The 17,491-nt window shown below is 67.8% G+C and carries 22 protein-coding genes; 6 read left to right on the top strand and 16 right to left on the bottom strand.

All coding sequences use genetic code 11. The annotated features are described in order from the left end of the window. Positions 1-31: 31 nt before the first annotated feature. Positions 32-838 carry a class I SAM-dependent DNA methyltransferase gene (locus ABSF49_RS12325; protein WP_424112950.1) on the top strand — a complete coding sequence of 269 codons (807 nt, stop codon included), beginning with the start codon at positions 32-34 and terminating at the stop codon, positions 836-838. Positions 839-869: 31 nt separating this feature from the next. Here the strand turns inward: ABSF49_RS12325 and ABSF49_RS12320 are convergent, their stop codons facing one another. Then, positions 870-1,763: a YihY/virulence factor BrkB family protein gene (locus tag ABSF49_RS12320; protein ID WP_424112949.1), complete on the bottom strand. Its 894-nt coding sequence runs from the start codon at positions 1,761-1,763 to the stop codon at positions 870-872. A gap of 150 nt (positions 1,764-1,913) precedes the next feature. Between ABSF49_RS12320 and ABSF49_RS12315 the strand changes: the two genes are divergently transcribed. Continuing rightward, the gene (locus ABSF49_RS12315) at positions 1,914-3,557 is read left to right on the top strand and encodes an acyl-CoA dehydrogenase family protein (RefSeq protein ID WP_424112948.1); all 1,644 of its coding nucleotides are present in this window, start codon (positions 1,914-1,916) and stop codon (positions 3,555-3,557) included. A gap of 21 nt (positions 3,558-3,578) precedes the next feature. On the opposite strand, the gene ABSF49_RS12310 is transcribed toward ABSF49_RS12315, so the two are convergent. Further along, positions 3,579-3,893: a septal ring lytic transglycosylase RlpA family protein gene (locus ABSF49_RS12310; RefSeq protein WP_424112947.1), complete on the bottom strand. Its 315-nt coding sequence runs from the start codon at positions 3,891-3,893 to the stop codon at positions 3,579-3,581. 179 nt (positions 3,894-4,072) lie between these two features. Between ABSF49_RS12310 and denD the strand changes: the two genes are divergently transcribed. From denD to ABSF49_RS12290, 4 genes are all read left to right on the top strand, one after another. Further along, on the top strand, positions 4,073-5,065 hold the full coding sequence (gene denD, locus ABSF49_RS12305; RefSeq protein ID WP_424112946.1) for a D-erythronate dehydrogenase: 993 nt from the start codon (positions 4,073-4,075) through the stop codon (positions 5,063-5,065). Further along, complete coding sequence (locus ABSF49_RS12300) at positions 5,046-6,611, top strand: sensor histidine kinase (RefSeq protein ID WP_424112945.1); 1,566 nt, start codon at positions 5,046-5,048, stop codon at positions 6,609-6,611. The genes denD and ABSF49_RS12300 overlap by 20 nt, the downstream gene beginning before the upstream one ends. Positions 6,612-6,704: 93 nt before the next feature. After that, positions 6,705-7,496, top strand: coding sequence for an NAD kinase (locus ABSF49_RS12295; protein WP_424112944.1), 792 nt, complete (start codon positions 6,705-6,707; stop codon positions 7,494-7,496). A 45-nt stretch (positions 7,497-7,541) separates the two neighbouring features. After that, positions 7,542-8,117 carry an NUDIX domain-containing protein gene (locus tag ABSF49_RS12290; protein ID WP_424112943.1) on the top strand — a complete coding sequence of 192 codons (576 nt, stop codon included), beginning with the start codon at positions 7,542-7,544 and terminating at the stop codon, positions 8,115-8,117. Positions 8,118-8,123: 6 nt separating this feature from the next. On the opposite strand, the gene ABSF49_RS12285 is transcribed toward ABSF49_RS12290, so the two are convergent. From ABSF49_RS12285 to rplE, 14 genes are all read right to left on the bottom strand, one after another. Further along, the gene (locus ABSF49_RS12285; protein WP_424112942.1) at positions 8,124-9,413 is read right to left on the bottom strand and encodes a L,D-transpeptidase family protein; all 1,290 of its coding nucleotides are present in this window, start codon (positions 9,411-9,413) and stop codon (positions 8,124-8,126) included. Between the two features lie 282 nt (positions 9,414-9,695). Further along, positions 9,696-10,208: a transcriptional regulator LdtR gene (ldtR, locus tag ABSF49_RS12280; RefSeq protein WP_424112941.1), complete on the bottom strand. Its 513-nt coding sequence runs from the start codon at positions 10,206-10,208 to the stop codon at positions 9,696-9,698. A gap of 195 nt (positions 10,209-10,403) precedes the next feature. After that, the gene (locus ABSF49_RS12275) at positions 10,404-10,859 is read right to left on the bottom strand and encodes a DUF6163 family protein (protein WP_424112940.1); all 456 of its coding nucleotides are present in this window, start codon (positions 10,857-10,859) and stop codon (positions 10,404-10,406) included. An 8-nt stretch (positions 10,860-10,867) separates the two neighbouring features. Continuing rightward, entirely contained in the window at positions 10,868-11,953 is a 1,086-nt protein-coding gene (locus ABSF49_RS12270) for an enoyl-CoA hydratase/isomerase family protein (RefSeq protein ID WP_424112939.1), read from the bottom strand. Next, positions 11,950-12,537, bottom strand: coding sequence for an adenylate kinase (locus tag ABSF49_RS12265; RefSeq protein ID WP_424112938.1), 588 nt, complete (start codon positions 12,535-12,537; stop codon positions 11,950-11,952). The genes ABSF49_RS12270 and ABSF49_RS12265 overlap by 4 nt, the downstream gene beginning before the upstream one ends. After that, the gene (secY, locus tag ABSF49_RS12260; RefSeq protein ID WP_424112937.1) at positions 12,534-13,868 is read right to left on the bottom strand and encodes a preprotein translocase subunit SecY; all 1,335 of its coding nucleotides are present in this window, start codon (positions 13,866-13,868) and stop codon (positions 12,534-12,536) included. The genes ABSF49_RS12265 and secY overlap by 4 nt, the downstream gene beginning before the upstream one ends. A 176-nt stretch (positions 13,869-14,044) precedes the next feature. Beyond that, entirely contained in the window at positions 14,045-14,524 is a 480-nt protein-coding gene (gene rplO, locus ABSF49_RS12255) for a 50S ribosomal protein L15 (protein ID WP_424112936.1), read from the bottom strand. 10 nt (positions 14,525-14,534) lie between these two features. Further along, entirely contained in the window at positions 14,535-14,726 is a 192-nt protein-coding gene (gene rpmD / locus ABSF49_RS12250; RefSeq protein ID WP_424112935.1) for a 50S ribosomal protein L30, read from the bottom strand. Between the two features lie 14 nt (positions 14,727-14,740). Continuing rightward, positions 14,741-15,313 carry a 30S ribosomal protein S5 gene (gene rpsE / locus ABSF49_RS12245; protein WP_424112934.1) on the bottom strand — a complete coding sequence of 191 codons (573 nt, stop codon included), beginning with the start codon at positions 15,311-15,313 and terminating at the stop codon, positions 14,741-14,743. A 63-nt stretch (positions 15,314-15,376) separates the two neighbouring features. Further along, positions 15,377-15,742, bottom strand: a complete 366-nt coding sequence (rplR, locus tag ABSF49_RS12240; protein WP_424112933.1) for a 50S ribosomal protein L18 — start codon at positions 15,740-15,742, stop codon at positions 15,377-15,379. Positions 15,743-15,753: 11 nt separating this feature from the next. Continuing rightward, positions 15,754-16,287, bottom strand: a complete 534-nt coding sequence (rplF, locus tag ABSF49_RS12235) for a 50S ribosomal protein L6 (protein WP_424112932.1) — start codon at positions 16,285-16,287, stop codon at positions 15,754-15,756. A gap of 55 nt (positions 16,288-16,342) precedes the next feature. Next, positions 16,343-16,741: a 30S ribosomal protein S8 gene (gene rpsH / locus ABSF49_RS12230; RefSeq protein WP_424112931.1), complete on the bottom strand. Its 399-nt coding sequence runs from the start codon at positions 16,739-16,741 to the stop codon at positions 16,343-16,345. A gap of 13 nt (positions 16,742-16,754) precedes the next feature. After that, positions 16,755-17,060 carry a 30S ribosomal protein S14 gene (rpsN, locus tag ABSF49_RS12225; protein ID WP_424112930.1) on the bottom strand — a complete coding sequence of 102 codons (306 nt, stop codon included), beginning with the start codon at positions 17,058-17,060 and terminating at the stop codon, positions 16,755-16,757. Between the two features lie 41 nt (positions 17,061-17,101). Next, a partial coding sequence (gene rplE, locus ABSF49_RS12220) for a 50S ribosomal protein L5 (protein WP_424112929.1) occupies positions 17,102-17,491 on the bottom strand: 390 nt, incomplete at its 5' end.

Below are 17,491 nucleotides of genomic sequence, written 5' to 3'. Positions count from 1 at the left end.
GGCGGGGGACGACTGGCGCGCCGCCGCCGAGATGCTCGAACAGGCGCTGGAACGGGCGCCGGACTGGCCGCCAGCGTTGTTCGCGCTCGGTGAGGCGCGCACGAAGCTCGGCGACGCCGACGGCGCGGTCGAAGCGTTCCGCGCCGCGCTCGCCGCCGATTCGGCCGACGCGCTGGGCGCGGCGGGGCGGCTGGCGCTGCTCGGCCGAGGCGAGCCGCCCCACGACTTGCCGCGGGCCTATGTCGCTCGGCTGTTCGACGACTACGCCCAGCGCTTCGATCGCCATCTCGTCGGCGACCTCGCCTACCGTGGTCCGGCCTTGATCGCCGCCGCGATCGACGCTGCCGCGCCGGGCCGCCGGTTCGCCCGCGGGCTCGATCTCGGCTGCGGCACCGGCCTCGCCGGCGCGCCGTTGCGGGCGCGGGTCGAGCGTCTGGAGGGAGTCGATCTCTCCCCCGCGATGCTGGCCAAAGCGCGCGAGCGCGGCCTCTACGACGCGCTCGAAGCCGCCGACATCGTCGACCATCTGCGACGTTTCGGCGCGGCGTTCGACTTGATCGTCGCCGCCGACGCGCTCGCCTATTGCGGCGACCTGCAGCCGCTCTTCGCCGCGGCGGCGGCGGCGCTTGCGCCCGGCGGATTGTTCGCGTTCACCGTCGAGACGTTCGCCGGCGAAGGCTATCGCCTCGGCGAGACGATGCGCTTCGCCCATGCGCCCGCCTATGTCGAGGCCAGCGCCGCCGCGGCGGCCTTGAGCCGGCTGTTTGTCGAAGCGGCGGCGGCGCGCCGAGAAAAGGGCGCGGACGTCGCCGGCCTGACGGCGGTCTACGCCCGCTGAGCGCCGCGGCGTTCCGCCTGCGGGCCGGACGTCAAGGCGCGGGCGCGGCCCGGCGGAGGCGCCGCCCTTCGCGCGCGCGCATGATCGCCGCGTTGAGCGCGCCGCCGAACACGAAGATGGCGGCGAGCGTGTAGAGGAACGCCAGCGCGATCATCACCGAGGCGAGGCCGGCGTAGGTCGAGACATAATTGCGCGCGAACTGGCTCAAGTAGAGGCCGAAGATTTCGCCAAAGACAATGCTGCTGACGAAGCTCGCCACGACGCCCGGCGCGATGTCGACCAGGCTCAGCCGGGCCGCCGGCAGCCAGCGATGGGCGAAGAACATCGCCGCCGCAAGCAGCACCGTGGCGACGCCGAGCCGGACGACGGTCACCGTACCCTGCATCGGCGCCAGCGCCGGGACGAAGCCGACCGCCGTCGCCCAGATCAGCGGCCCCAGCACGACCAGGAACGCCAGGCCGAGCAGCGCCGCGGCGCCGACGATCATGAAGGCGAGCGACTGCAGTCGCAGCAGCCACCATGGCCGAGTTTCGGGGCAGGCGTAGGCGCGGTCGAGCCCGACCCGCAGCGCCTCGATGGCGTTGGAGGAGAAATAGAGCGCCAGCGCCGCGCCGACGGTGAGCAGGCCGCCGCGCGGCGCGGTCAGCACATCGCGAACTTCGGCCGCGATCGGCCCGGCGACCGCCGCCGGCCAAGCGGAGAAGATCAGCCGCGCGACCTCGTCGGCGAGATCCTTCGAGCCGAGGAAGCCGGCGATCGCGGTGACGAAGATGAGGAAGGGGAAGAGCGACATCAGCGCCGACAGCGCGATGTGGCTGGCGATCGCCCAGCCGTCCTCGGCGAGAAAATGATTGATGGCGTCGAAAGCGATCGACCAAACCCTGCGCACCATCTCGTACCCTACCCGCCCCGCTTCGATCGGCATTCGTCGGCGTCACTCTACCGGCAGCGGCGCGTGAACGCACGGCGCGGCGGCGACCGTTCAGGAGCGCGGCCCCTTCGCCGAAAGGGGCATTGCCTCGGGTCATGCGCCGACGCATTGTGCAATGCAACATTCCGCCTGCGGGAGCAAATCGTGTCGCCCGACGACCTTGCCTTTGAAGCCTTGCGCGCCGTCGAGGACCTGCTCGCCCGCGCCGCTCGGCGGCTACGGCCGCGCGTGAGCGAAGACGGCGTTCTCAACGCGGGAAAACTCGAGCGCGAACAACATGCCGCGCACGGGCTCGCCTGGCTGGCGACTTATGTCGAGGCGATCCGCGAGATGGCGGGCTACGCCCGCCGCATGCAAGCCGAAGGGCGCTACGGCGAGACCGAGGCGCTGCTGACCCAGATCGGGCTCGGCGAATACCTCGCCCAGATTTTCGGCGGCATCGCCATGAACCAGGGCGAGATCGTCCGCCTCGCCGATTTCGGCCTCTCCGGGTCGGAGATCGCGGCGACCCGCACGGAGGCGGTCGAAACCCTGATCGCCGAGGGAAGCGCGCTCGACTCGCGGGCGCGGCTGGCGGCGCTGATCGCCGCAGCGCACGAGGGGGCGATCGGCGATCCCGGCCTCGACGAGACTTTCGAAGCGATCCGCGCCGAGATGCGCCGCTTCGCCGACGCCGAAGTCGTCCCCCACGCGCAGGACTGGCACCGCGCCAACGCCTATATCCCGCTCGAGGTGATCGGCGGCCTCGCCGAGCTCGGCGTCTTCGGCCTCACCATCCCCGAGGAGTACGGCGGCCTCGGGCTCGGCAAGGTGGCGATGTGCGTCGTCTCCGAGGAGCTGTCGCGCGGCTATATCGGCGTCGGCTCGCTCGGCACGCGCTCGGAGATCGCCGCCGAGCTGATTCTGGTGGGCGGCACCGAGGCGCAAAAGCGCCGCTTGCTGCCCAAGATCGCCAGCGGCGAGGTCCTGCCGACCGCGGTCTTCACCGAACCCAACACCGGCTCCGACCTCGCCGCGTTGCGCACGCGCGCGACCCGCGATGGCGATTCCTACGTCGTCAACGGCGCCAAGACTTGGATCACCCATCCGGTGCGCGCCGACCTGATGACGCTGCTGGCGCGCACCAATCCCGACGCGCCTGGCTACAGAGGCCTGTCGATGCTGCTGGCCGAAAAGCCGCGCGGCGACGATTCCAACCCGTTTCCGGCCTCTGGCATGTCGGGCGGCGAGATCGAGGTGCTCGGCTACCGCGGCATGAAGGAATACGAAATCGCTTTCGACAATTTCCGCGTGCCGGCCGAAAGCCTGCTCGGCGGCGTCGAGGGCCAGGGCTTCAAGCAGTTGATGGCGACTTTCGAGTCGGCGCGCATCCAGACCGCGGCGCGCGCCGTCGGCGTCGCCCAATGCGCGTTCGAGCTCGGTCTGCGCTACGCCAAGGAGCGCGTGCAGTTCGGCAAGCCGATCATCGCCTTCCCGCGCGTCGCCGACAAACTGGCGATGATGGCGGTCGAGATCCACATCGCCCGCCAGCTCACTTACTTCGCCGGCCGCGCCAAGGACGCCGGGCGGCGATGCGACCTCGAGGCCGGCATGGCCAAGCTGCTCGCCGCCCGCGTCGCCTGGGCGGCGGCCGACAACGCGCTGCAGATCCACGGCGGCAACGGCTTCGCGCTCGAATATCCGATCTCGCGCGTGCTGTGCGACGCGCGCATCCTCAGCATTTTCGAGGGCGCGGCGGAAATCCAGGCGCAGGTGATCGCCCGAAGGTTGCTGGAAGGCGAAAACTAGAACGCGCCGCGCTCGAGCCGCTTACAGCTTCTGCAGCCGCACGTGCGCGACGCCGGCTTGGCGCATGCCGAGCACGTCGGCGGCGACGGTGGAAACGTCGATGATGCGGCCGCGGGCGAACGGGCCGCGGTCGACGATGGTGACCACCGTGTTGCGGCCATTGTCGAGATTGGTGACACGCACATGCGAGCCGAAGGGCAGCGTAGGATGGGCGGCGATCAGGCCGCCATGCGACGGATTGCGATAGTAGGTCGCCAATCCGTATTCGTCGGCTTTGGCTTTGGCGCCGGCGGCGCCAGTGAGCGCTACGGAAGCAACGAGAATATGTTTGATCACAGATGCCTCAATTTGTTCAGCGTTAGCCTCCCCAGACTTCACCCGAACCGCCACTTCGCTTTAGAATTTGTCTAATTCGTGACCGTCGCGCTTTTGACTTATTTTCTTCACGAAATTCTGCGCTGCTCGGCGCCTCCTGGGTCCGCGGCGAGTCCGCGGAGGACGAAAAGGGTCGGACAATGCGCATCCTGGTCACCGGCGCGGCAGGCATGATCGGTCGGAAACTTTGCGTCAGGCTGGCGGCCGACGGCGCAATCGCCGGCCGGCCGATCGAAACCGCTCATCTCGTCGACGTCGTCGTTCCCGCCCCGCCCGCCGGCGCCCGCTTCACGACGCTGTGCGAGGCGCTCGACGTCGCCGCGCCGTCGACCGCGGCGAAGGCGATCGCGGCGCGCCCCGACGTCGTGTTTCACCTTGCAGCGGTGGTGTCGGGCGAAGCGGAAAGCGATTTCGACAAAGGCTACGCGGTCAATCTCGACGCGACGCGACGCCTGTTCGAGGCGATCCGCCGCGAACGCGAGCGCTCCGGCGGCGCCTATCGCCCGCGGCTGATCTACGCCTCATCGATCGCCGTGTTCGGCGCGCCCTTCCCCGAGACGATCGACGACGATTTCCTCGTCGCGCCGCTGACCAGCTACGGCGCGCAGAAGGCGATCGTCGAACTGCTCATCGCCGACTATTCGCGCCGCGCAGTCTTCGACGGGATCGCGCTGCGCCTGCCGACGGTCGTCGTCAGGCCGGGACCGGCCAACCGCGCCGCCTCCGGCTTCTTTTCGTCGATCATCCGCGAACCCCTCTCGGGACGCGAAGCGATCCTGCCGACGCCCGAGACGATGCAGCTCTGGTGCGCCTCGCCGCGCGCGGCGGTCGGCTTCTTCCTCCATGCCGCGGCGCTCGACCTCGGGCGGCTGGGTCCGCGGCGCAGCTTGACGATGCCCGGCTTTTCGACGACGGTCGGCGAGCAGATCGAGGCGTTGCGCCGTATCGGCGGCGACGCTGCGGTCCGGCTGATCCGTCGCCAGGCCGACGAGTCGAGCGCCGCCATCGTTTCCGGTTGGCCAGGCCGTTTCGACGCTCGGCGCGCTCAGGCGCTCGGCTTTGCCGCTGAGTCGAGTTTCGACGAGATCATTCGCGTCTATCTGGAGGACGACCATGTCCCTGCTGTCGCCTGAGCAGGCGGCCGCCAGACAATCGCCGACGGCGCTGGTCGACGCGTCCGACGATGCGCTTGGCGCGGGCGCGGCCGCCCCGCTGCGCCGCCGCTCGATCGGCATCGCAGGCCGACTTCTTCTGCTGACGGTCGGCTTCGTGTTGGTGGCGATGGGCCTCTTCTACGCCTCGCGCCTGACCGCCTATCGCGAGAACTGGCTGCGCGACCGATTGATGGTCGCCCATACGGCGATGATGTTGTTCGGCGAGACCGGCAAGGAGCCGGCGCCGCCGGAACTCGCCGACAAGATCCTCGACACGGTCAACGCCAAGTCGATCGTCGTCACCCTGCCGGTTGGGCGACGGCTGGCCGCCGAGCCCGACAAACCGCCAGGCGCCGTCGTCGAGACGGACGAGATGGGCGATTCCTCCTCATCGACGCCCATGCTCAGCCAAGCGGCTTTCCGCACGCTGTTCGCCCAGCCCGGCTCGCTGGTGCGGGTGATCGGGCGGTCGCAGGGCGACGGCGCGACGATCGACGTGACCCTCGACGAATCGCCGCTGATCGAGGCGATGTGGCGCATTTCCCGCAACTTCCTCGTCCTGTCGCTGATCATTTCCGCCGTGGTGACCTGCGTGCTGTGGGCGGCGCTGTGGTCGTTGGTGATCCGGCCGGTGCGCCGGCTGACGTCGAGCATCATCGCCTTCGGCGAGCGGCCGCAGGAAAGCGCGCGCGTCATCGCGCCGAGCGGCCGAGACGACGAGATCGGCCGCGCCGAGGCGGCGCTGGCGACGATGCAGAGTTCGCTCGCCCACGAACTCAGGCAGCGCAAGCGGCTTGCCGAGCTCGGCATGGCGGTGGCGCGCATCAACCACGATCTGCGCAACATGCTGTCGGCGGCGCAGCTCATTTCCGATCGTCTGAGCACAATCCCCGACCCGCTCGCCCAGCGCCTCGCGCCGCGGCTGGTGGCGACGCTCGACCGCGCAATCGTGTTCTGCCAGTCGACCCTCACTTACGGCGGCGGACGCGAGCAGGCGCCGTCGCCGCGGCGCTTCGATTTGCGCGAGCTGGTGCGTCAGGTGGTCGAGACCGCCGAGGCCGAACGCGCCGGGGCGGTCGTTTACGCGATCGACATCCCACCGAAGTTCGAGCTGCTCGCCGACGCCGACCACATCCAGCGGGTGATCGAGAACCTCTGCCGCAACGCCGCCCAGGTTTTGTGCACCCGCGGAGCGCAAAACGGTCGGCCGACCGCGATCCGCCTCGCGGCGATTCGCACCGACAATGTCGCGCTGATCGAGATCAGCGACACCGGGCCCGGTTTCGCCTCCGAACAGACTGCGCACATTTTCGAACCGTTCCATCTGACCACCCGTGAGGGTGGGACGGGTCTCGGCCTCGCCATCGCCGCCGACCTCGTCGCGCGCAACGGCGGCTCGATCAGCCTCGCCGAAGCCAAGAGCGACGATTTCTATTGCGGCGCGCGTTTCCTCATCACCCTGCCGACGCCCGACGCGGTCGGCCGGCGCGGCCGCGCGCCCGCGCCGGCCCGATCCTCGGTTTAAGCCTCGAACCCGCGGCGACTTCGCCGTGGCGGGCATGGAGTTTACGCAAGCGCGCCGTTCCTCTATTCCTCGCTGCGGCGAAGAGGGGCCGGCATGAGCGCGCAAGAGTCCGTCGAGGAGAAACACCAGGCGATCTGCTTCGTTTCTTCCACCGCGCCGGACGCCGAGGCGGCGCGCCTGAAGCTCATCGACCGCTATGGCGACATTCCGTTCGAGGAGGCCGACGTCATTGTCGCCCTGGGCGGCGACGGCACGATGCTGCAGACCCTGCATCGGACGATGTCGGCGCCCAAGCCGGTCTACGGCATGAATCGCGGCTCTCTCGGCTTTCTGATGAACGACTTTTCCGAGCGCGGCCTGCGCGCCCGCCTGGCGGTCGCGCAGCCTTCGATCATCCATCCGCTGCTGATGCGCACGCGCGACGTGCACGACCAGGAAATGACCGCACGGGCGATCAACGAAGTGTCGTTGTGGCGGCAGAAGTACCAGGCGGCCAAGATCGAGATCCTGGTCGACGACAGGGTGCGGGTCGCGGAGCTGGTCGCCGATGGCGTGCTGGTGGCGACGCCGGCCGGCTCGACCGCTTACAATCTTTCCGCCAGCGGCCCGATTCTGCCATGGGGATCGCGGCTGATGGCGCTGACGCCGATCTGCGTCTTCCGGCCGCGGCGCTGGCGCGGCGCCTTGCTGCCCGAAGGGGCGAAGGTTGCGTTCGAGATCCTGGAGCACGACAAGCGGCCGGTCGCCGCGGCCGCCGACCACATCGAAATCCGCGACGTCATGCGCGTCGCCGTCGAAACCGACTTCGCCACATCGCTGATCCTGCTGCACGACGCTGGCCATCCGTTCGATGAACGGACGTTGCGTGAGCAGTTCGGCGTCTGACGCGGTTTAAGCGACGCGGCCAACCGCAAACGGGAGCCACAGGCGATGGCCAAGAGCGTGCGCGTGATCGCTGAGCGGACGCTGGCGAACGAGCGCTTCCGCCTCACCCGCACCCGCGCCGAGGTCGAGGAGGCGGACGGCTCGCGACGCGTGCTCGACCACGAGATCTACCATCACGGCCCCGCCGCCGCGGTGCTGCTCTACGACCCGGCGCGCGGCGTCGTGATGCTGGTCAGGCAGTTCCGCCTCGCCGCTTATCTCGCCGACGGGACGCCGGAAATGATCGAGGCCTGCGCCGGCATGCTTGACGGCGACGATCCTGAGACCTGCGCGCGGCGCGAAGCATTGGAAGAGACCGGCGTCCGGATCGCCGAGGCGCGCCATGCCTTCGACGCCTTCACCAGCCCTGGCGCGCTCACCGAGACAGTCGGCTGTTTCGTCGCCCCTTATAGCGCGAGTGACCGCGTCGGCGCCGGCGGCGGCGTCGACGCCGACGAACGCATCGAAGTTGTCGAGGTCGGATACGCGGAAGCCGAGGCGATGATCGCCTCGGGCGTCATCCGCGACGCCAAGACGATCGCCCTCGTCTATTACGCGAAGGCGACCGGCCTCATCGGCTAGAGCGGCTCAATCCTGCGGCAGGGCGAGCGGCTGGGCGGGAATGGCGGAGGCAAGCGGGCCGGGTCCGGACCCGTCGCGCTGATAGATGTCGGGGCGGAACTGCACGATCCCGTCCGGCGTCGCCCAGGCGGTGACGTAGACCCAGTAGACCGGCACCGGCGTCGTCAGCTTGACGTCGACGCGGTCGCCGGAGCGGATCACCTCGTCGATCTGATCGCGGCCCCAGCCGGGATTGTCCTCCAGCAGCCAGGCGACATAGTCGCGCACGTCCTGCACGCGCACGCAGCCCGACGAGACGAAGCGGAAGTCGTCGCCGAATACGCCCTTCGACGGCGTGTCGTGCATGTAGACGCCGTAAGGGTTGGGGATGTTGATGCGAACGAAGCCGAGCGAGTTGAGGTCGGCGCCCTGATCCTGGCGATACTTGTAGTGGGTCGCTTCGTCGCTGTTCCAGTTGATCGACTGCGGCGAAACCTCCTGGCCCTCCTTGTTGAAGACGCGGATCTTCTCGTCGGTCAGATAGGTCGGGTCGGCCTGCATCTTGGGGATGAGGTCTTTCTTGATCAGCGACGGCGGCACAGTCCAGAATGGATTGAAATTCACCTCGGTCGCCTTGGTCTGCATGATCGGCGACTGGCGATCGATCTTGCCGACGCCGGCGGCGTGGTGGGAATGAACGGCGCCGTCCTCCACCGTCTCGACTGCGGCGGAGGGAATGTTGACCATGACGAACCGACGGCCGAGGTCGCCCGAATAGGCGCGCAAGCGGACGATGTTGGTCTGCAATTGCTGCAGGCGCGCTTCGGCCGGCACGTTGAGTTCGGCGAGGGTCGCGTCGTTGACGTCGCCGGTCGGATTGAGCCCGTGGCGGACCTGGAAGCGCTTGACCGCCGCGTCGACGAAGGAATCAAACACCGGGCCCATGCCGGCTTCCTGGTCGAGATCGCCGGAGGCGACCAGGCGCTGACGCAAAGCCTGCACCGCCTTGGACTTCGAACCGATCTTCAACTCGACGGCGGGAACCGCGTTCCAGCCGCCGCGAGAAACAAGGCTCTGATAGAGCTCGATCGCCTTTTCGGTGGCGTCGACCGTCGCCGGCGACAGCGTCGGCGTGCTCTCGCGGCCGATCGAAACGCGATCGGAAGTCTCGTAGCTCTGACGCCACTCGGCCTGGTCGTCGTCGGCCTGCTGCGCGCGGGCCGCCAAGGGGACGAAGGTCGCGCCGGCGAGGGCGCAGACCGCGACGCCAGAAAGAAAGGCGCGTCGATCGACGCGCGCAAACCGAGATCCCGTCATGAACAGGCCAAGCCCCTTGATGATACGCGCGAAACGCCGCTCTCAGTCGTGGCCCCCCGCGCCGCATTCGCGATTGGGGCCGGCCCGCGATTCGATCGCGACGACCCTGCCCTTCCGGTAACTCGCCGACCCTTCGGGCGAATTTATGGCCGGGCGCAGCTCGCACGCAAGCGTGAACGCGCGCAACAAAAAAGGGCGCCCGCAGAGGGCGCCCTTGCCGATTCCATCGCGCGACCGGGACAGATCAACCGCAACGCGTTTGGGGCCTTGAGCCCGGCCGCGTCACAGGCGGTATTTGATCTGATCGGTCCAAAAGCGCTCGAGTCGCGCCAGCGACACGTTCATGCGGGCGAAGTCGTCGGCCATGACGCCGCCGATCTGCTCGACCGTGGTCGCGTGCTTCTCGTAGAGCCCGGTGATGATGCGATGCACCTCCTCGCCCTTTTCGGTCAGACTGATGCGGACCGAGCGGCGGTCGATGCGCGAGCGGGCGTGATGGAGATAGCCCATCTCGACCAGCTTCTTGACGTTGTAGGAGACGTTCGAGCCGAGGTAGTAGCCGCGCGTGCGCAGCTCGCCGGCGGTCAGCTCCTTGTCGCCGATGTTGAATAGCAGCAGCGCCTGTACGGCGTTGACGTCGGAGCGGCCGCGCCGATCGAACTCGTCCTTGATGACGTCGAGAAGGCGGCGATGCAGCCGCTCGACCATCGTCAGGGTCTCAAGATACGCAGGGCGAACGGTAGAAATTCGCGCCGATCGCGAGACGTTTTCCTCTGTCTTCGCAAGATTGGTCATGTCACACCCGACTGTTCGACTGTCCCAGGCCGAGATTATTATTCGGTCCTTTGATGACGTCGACAGTAGCCTAGGCCCATGAAGACGAGTTTAAGAGTCAGGCTGAATCCAAGGTTTACTGGAGACGGTAAACTTGAACTAAATCAAATGGTTTGTTGACCTTTGCAGACCGTTAAGAGCGGCGCGCGAAGCCGCTTACGTCCGCTCCTGACCGGCCCGCCAGGTGAGGAAGAAATAGACCGCGACCAGCACGACGTTCAGTCCGACGCCGAGCACGCCGGTCGCCCCGCCGCGCACGCCGAGCGCCGGCGAAACCGTCTCGATCGACACGCACAGAAGCCACAGCACGCCGCCCCACGGCGCGGCGAGCCACAGGCCGACCGCCGCGAGCAGATCGACTGCGGCGAAGAACACGATCGAGCCCTGCAGCGAACGCGACAGCACCGAGAAGTCGCCGTAACGGGAGAATGCGCCGAGCACCAGGCCCCAGTTGAACAGCCCCTTGGCGACCCACAGCCAGGCGATGGCGCGCATGAACCAGACCAGCGCGTCGCTCCAGTGGAACTTCGCCCGCAGGCCGGCGGCTGCGCCATAAGCGCCGGGCGACGCCCGTTCGACGATCTGCGTCACGCCATCGACGCTCTGGCGCATGGTCGTCTTCACCGCCGGGCGGGCTCCGGAAAGGTCAGCTCCTCGGCCGGCGGCAGCGGCGCGAAATAGGCATCGATCGCCGCCTCGGCGATCGGCTCGCTCGGCCCCGGGCGCCAGCGCGGTACGCCGCGCTTGTCGATGATCGTCGCCCGCACGCCCTCGTATAGGTCTTCGCCGCGGCAGATGCGCGAAGCGATGCGGAAATCGACCCGAAGCGTTTCCTCAAGGCTGAGGTCGGAGGCGAGCGCAATCTGGCGCAAGGCGATCGCCTGGGTCGTCGGCGAAGTCGCGCGCATCGCCGTCAGCGCCGCCGCGGCGAGTTCGGCGCCGGGCGCCGCCTTGGCCAGCGCCGCCAAGACCGCGGGACGGTCGAGCCGGGCGAACCAGGTTTGGATCGCCGCGCCCTCGGCGGCGAGTTTGCCCAGCGGCGGCGGCGCGGCGAAGCGATCGAGAACGGCGTCAAGCGGCGCGGCTTCGGCGAGCGCGTCTGTCAGCGCGGGCAGATCCGAGCTCGGAACGAAGGTTTGCGCGATGGCGAGTTCGACGACGTCGCCAGCCTCGATCCGCTTGCCGGTCGCGGCGAGCAAGGCGCCGATGCGGCTCGGCAGGCGCGCCAGCAGGTGGGCGGCGCCGATGTCGGGGAAGAAGCCGATGCCGACTTCGGGCATGGCGAACACGCAGCGCTCGCTGACGACGCGACGGGAAGCGTAGGCGAACAGACCCACCCCGCCGCCCATGACGATGCCGTCGACCAACGCAGCGCACGGCTTGGAATAACGCGCGATGCGGCGGTTCAGCCGGTATTCCTCGCGAAAGAAGTCGAGCTGGGCGGCGTGATCGCCCGCTTGCCCCAGTTCGTAAGTCGAGCGCAGGTCGGCGCCGGAGGAGAAGGCGCGGCCGCCGGCGCTGGCGACGACGACCCGGGCGACGCGCGCGTCGCGTTCGAAATCGTCGAGCGCGGCGGCGATTGCGCGCAGCATCGGCAGCGTCAGCGCGTTGAGCGCGCGCAGTCGATCGAGGATGATGAAGCCGGCCGCGCCGCGGCGTTCGGCGCGAACCGCCGAATCGTCGCGCGCCGCGGCGGCGTTTGTCATTCTACCTTCGCCAACGCCGCGTCGATGGCGGCGGCGACGTCGGCGACCGCGGCCATGCCGTCGACTCCATGCAACGCGCCCTTGGCGGCGTAGTAGGGCGTCACCGCCGCCGTGTCGCGAAAGTAAGCGGCGAGCCTGGTCTTGAAAATCTCCGAATCGTCGTCCTTGCGCACCGGCTTGCCGGCGGCCTTGGCCTCGGCGGCGCGATTGACGATGCGCGAAACGAGCTTCTCGGCGTCGACCTTCAGCTCGATCGCCGCGTCGAGCTTGAGCCCCTTGCGGGCGAGCATCGCGTCGAGCGCCTCGGCCTGGGCCAGCGTGCGCGGAAAGCCGTCGAGAATGAATCCCTTCTTCGCATCGGGCTGATCGAGGCGCTCGTCGATGATGCCGGCGACGATGTCGTCGGAAACCAGGGCGCCCGATTCCATTACCGCCTTGGCCTTGAGGCCGATCGGCGTTCCCGCCGCCACCGCGGCGCGCAGCATGTCGCCGGTCGAAAGTTGCGGAATGCCGAATTTCTCCACCAGTCGAGTCGCCTGCGTCCCTTTGCCGGCGCCAGGCGGCCCGAGCAGGATCAACCTCATCTCTTCTTCCCCCTCAACTTGGACTTGCGGATCAGGCCCTCGTACTGGTGGGCCTGCAGATGGCCATGGATCTGCGCCACCGTATCCATCGTCACGCTGACGACGATCAGCAGCGAAGTGCCGCCGAAATAGAGTTGGACCGACGAGTAGGAAGTCAGCAGCTCCGGCAGGACGCAGATGATCGCGAGATAGGCGGCGCCGACCACGGTGATGCGGGTGAGGATGCCGTCTATGTATTGGGCGGTGCGCTCGCCCGGTCGGACGCCAGGCACGAAACCGCCGTGCTTCTTGAGATTGTCCGCGGTGTCGGCGGGGTTGAACACCGTCGCGGTATAGAAGAAGGCGAAGAAGACGATCAGCGAGACATACAGGATGAGGTAGAGCGGGCCGCCGCGGCCGAGCAAGGCGGTGATGGTCGACAGGATGCCGTTCGACGCCGAGCCTTGGGCGAAATTGGCGACGGTCGTGGGCAGCAGCAGCAGCGACGAAGCAAAAATCGGCGGAATGACGCCTGAAGTGTTGAGCTTGAGCGGCAGGAACGAACTCTGCCCCTCGTACATCTTGTTGCCGACCTGGCGGCGCGGATAGGTGATCGGCACACGCCGCTGCGCGCGCTCCATGAAGACGATGAAGGCGACGACGACGAACACCATCACGATGACGGCAAGCACCATGCCGGTCGAGATCGAACCCTGGCGGCCGAGTTCGAACAGTTGCACCACCGCCTGCGGCAATCGCGCGACGATGCCGGAGAAGATGATCAGCGACGAGCCGTTGCCGACGCCGCGCGACGTGATCTGCTCGCCCAGCCAAACGAGGAACATCGTCCCGCCGGTCAACGTGATCATGGTCGAGAAGCGGAATAGGAATCCGGGGTCCGCGACGACGCCCCCTCGCCCCTCGAGGCCGATGGCGATGCCGTAGGCCTGAAACAGAGCCAGCACGACGGTGAGATAGCGGGTGTACTGGTTGAGGACCTTGCGGCCCGCCTCGCCCTCTTTCTTGATCGCTTCGAGCGACGGCAGCACCGAGCTCAGCAACTGGATGATGATCGAGGCCGAGATGTACGGCATGATGTTCAACGCGAACACCGCCATGCGCTGCACGGCGCCGCCCGAGAACATGTTGAACATGTCGAGCACGCCCTGCTTCTGGCCGAGGAAGGACTGCTCGAAGGCGGCGGGATCGATTCCCGGCAGCGGGATGTAGGTGCCGAGGCGATAGATGATCAGCGCGCCGAGGGTGAACCAGATGCGCTTCTTGAGCTCTTCCGCCTTGGAGAAAGCGGACCAATTGATGTTGGCGGCAAGTTGTTCGGCGGCCGATGCCATCGTTTACGCGCTCCGTCAGTACCGCGGCGCGGGTCACGCGCCCCTCGAGCGCCCGGCCTGGCTGCGGTCCGCCGCGGCAGGCTATAGACGCAATTTGAACGGCGGCCCATGCGGAGCGCCGTTCAAATCATATGGCCCTCCCGCGACGAAACGCCACCCCTTCGGGCGGCCCTTCGTCAGCCGGCCGCGACCGCCTCGGCCTTCAGCGTCTTGACGCTGCCGCCGGCCTTTTCGACCGCCTCGACCGCGCTCTTCGACGCGCCGTAGACCTCGAACTTGGCCTTGGCCTTGAATTCGCCGTTGCCGAGCAGCTTCACGCCGTCGCGCGCCCGCGCCACCACGCCAGCGGCGATGAGCGCCTCGACCGTGATCGGCTTGCCGGCGTCGAGCTTGCCGGCGTCGATCGCGCTCTGCACGCGGCCGAGATTGACTTCGTTGAGGTCGAGCGGCGACGGCGGATTGAAGCCGCGCTTGGCCAGGCGGCGATGCAGCGGCATCTGGCCGCCCTCGAAACCCTTGATGCGCACGCCGGAGCGCGCGGTCTGGCCCTTGCCGCCGCGCCCCGCCTGCTTGCCCTTGCCCGAGCCGATGCCGCGGCCGACGCGAATGCGCGACTTTGTCGCGCCCGCATTGTCCTTGATCTGGTTGAGTTTCATGGTCGCGTCCTCAATGGCCGTCGACGACGCGCACCAGGTGCGCAACCTTGGCGATCATGCCGCGCGTTTCCGGCGTGTCTGCGACGCTGGCGCGACGGCCGATCTTGTTGAGGCCCAGACCTTTGAGCGTCTCACGCTGCGCGTGCGGACGCCCGATCGGGCTGCCGATCTGTTCGATCGTGACTTTCTTCGCCGTGGTCATGGTCGGCCTCGCGCTCAGGAGTCTGCGGCGTCGGCTTCGACGCCCTGGCGGCGCGACTGGAGGGTCGACACCTTGATGTTGCGACGCTGCGCCACCGAACGCGGGCTGTCTTCGCGCGACAGCGCGTCGAAGGTGGCGCGGATCATGTTGTAGGGGTTCGACGAGCCCTGGCTCTTGGCGACGACGTCGTGGACGCCGAGCGACTCGAACACGGCGCGCATCGGGCCGCCGGCGATGATGCCGGTGCCGGCCGGAGCGGCGCGCAGCACGACGCGACCGGCGCCGTGGCGTCCATGGACGTCGTGATGCAGGGTGCGCCCTTCGCGCAGCGGCACGCGAACCAGGCCACGCTTGGCCGATTCGGTCGCCTTGCGGATCGCCTCGGGCACTTCGCGCGCCTTGCCGTGGCCGAAGCCGACCCGACCCTTCTGGTCGCCGACGACGACCAGCGCCGCGAAGCCGAAGCGACGCCCGCCCTTGACCACTTTCGCCACGCGGTTGATGTGGACGAGGCGGTCGACGAACTCGCTGTCGCGATCCTCTCGGCCATGATCGCGGCCGCGGCCGCCTTCTCCTTCACGCGCCATGTTGATTTTCCGTCACTTGAACGCGGTCGCCGCGCCTGCGGCGCCGCTCGCTTGAGGTTGAACTTAGAACTCGAGGCCGCCCTCGCGAGCGCCCTCTGCGAGCGCCTTGACGCGCCCGTGATACATGTAGCCGCCACGATCGAACACGACCTTGGCGACGCCCGCCTTCTTCGCCCGCTCGGCGATCTCGAGGCCGATGCGCTTGGCCGCAGCGACGTTGGCGCCGGTCTTGAGTTCCTCGCGGATCGCCTTCTCCAAAGTCGACGCGGCGGCGACGGTCACGCCCTTTTCGTCGTCGATGATCTGCGCCGAGATCTGCTTGGACGAGCGGAACACGGAGAGGCGCGGCCGCAGACGGCCCGCGTGAGCGGCGATCGCGCGGCGGACGCGCGCCTTGCGCCGATCGTTGGACTTGTTGGAATTGGCCATGACGGCGCCCCTTACTTCTTCTTGCCTTCCTTGCGGAAGATGAACTCGTCGGCGTATTTCACGCCCTTGCCCTTGTAGGGCTCGGGGCCGCGAAAGGCGCGGATCTCGGCGGCGACCTGCCCGACCTGGCGCTTGTCGATGCCGGCGATGTTGATCTCGGTCGGCTTCGGCGTGGCGATGGTGACGCCGGCGGGAATCGGGAAGACCACGTCGTGGCTGTAGCCGAGCGACAGTTGCAGGTTCTTGCCCGCGACCGCCGCCTTGTAGCCGACGCCGTTGATCTCGAGCTTCTTCTCGAAGCCCTTGGTCACGCCGGCGACGAGGTTCTGGATGCGGGCGCGCGCCGTTCCCCACATCGCCCGCGCGCGCTTGTCCTCGCCGTGCGGCGTGACATGGATCGCGCCGGCGTCGATGCTGACCCGCACTTCTTCGGGCGCGGTGAACGTCAACTCGCCCTTCGCGCCCTTGACGGCGATCGATTGGCCGTCGAGCCGGGCGGTGACGCCGGCCGGGATGGCCACGGGTTTCTTGCCGATACGAGACATTGCAGTGCTTCCAAATTAGCGGACGCCGACCGGGTCGGCTCGAACAGTCGACCCGTTAGAAGACCGTGCAGAGAACCTCGCCGCCGACGCGAAGCTCGCGCGCCGCGTGATCGGCCATCACGCCCTTCGGCGTCGAGATGATCGACACGCCGAGGCCGTTGGAGACCCGCGGCACCGAGTCGACGTTGGCGTAGACGCGCCGGCCAGGCTTGGAGACGCGCTCGATTTTGCGGATCACCGGCTCGTTGTCGAAGTACTTGAGCTCGATCTCGAACTCCGAGCGGCCGTTGCCGTATTCGGTGGTGGTGTAGCCGCGGATGTAACCCTCGGCCTGCAGCACGTCGAGCACCTTCTGGCGCAGCGACGAACCCGGCGTCGTGACCTTGCCGCGCTTGCGCGTCTGCGCGTTGCGGATGCGGGTGAGCATATCGCCCAACGGATCGTTCACTGCCATGATCCCCGCCTCCTCACCAGCTCGACTTCACGAGGCCGGGAATCAGGCCCTTGTTGCCCAATTCCCTGAGCGCGATGCGGCTCATCTTCATCTTGCGGTAGTAGCCGCGCGGACGGCCGGTCACCTCGCAACGGTTGCGGATGCGAACCGCCGCGCCGTTGCGCGGCAGCGCCGCCAGCTTGATGCGCGCCTCGAAGCGCTCTTCCATCGTCAGCTTCTCGTCGTTGGCGGTGTCCAGCAGCCGCTTGCGGCGCCCGGCGAATTTCTTCACCAGGCGCTGCTTGCGCTGGTTGTTCTCGATTGCACTCTTCTTTGCCATTCACTCGGCCTCCATTTTCCGCGTCTGAGCGCTCAAGGCGCTCACTGCCGGAACGGGAAGTTGAAGGCGCGCAACAGGGCGCGCGCCTCGGCGTCAGTTCTGGCGGTCGTGCACACGACGATGTCGAGACCGAGCATCGCCTCCGCCTTGTCGTAGTCGATCTCGGGAAACACGATGTGCTCCTTGATCCCGAGCGCGTAATTGCCGCGACCGTCGAACGACTTCGGGTCGAGGCCGCGGAAGTCGCGCACGCGCGGCAGCGCGACCGTCACCAGACGGTCGAGGAACTCGTACATGCGCGTCTTGCGCAGCGTCACCTTGGCGCCGATCGGCATGTTCTCGCGCACCTTGAAGGTCGAGATCGCCTTGCGGGCGCGGGTGACGATCGGCTTCTGGCCGGCGATCAGCGCGAGGTCGGCCGCCGCGGCGGT

The organism is Roseiarcus sp. (assembly GCF_049514155.1).
Taxonomy (GTDB): Bacteria; Pseudomonadota; Alphaproteobacteria; order Rhizobiales; family Beijerinckiaceae; genus Roseiarcus.
The sequence above is the reverse complement of the archived record's forward strand: the minus strand, read 5'-3'. Positions and strand labels throughout refer to the sequence as shown.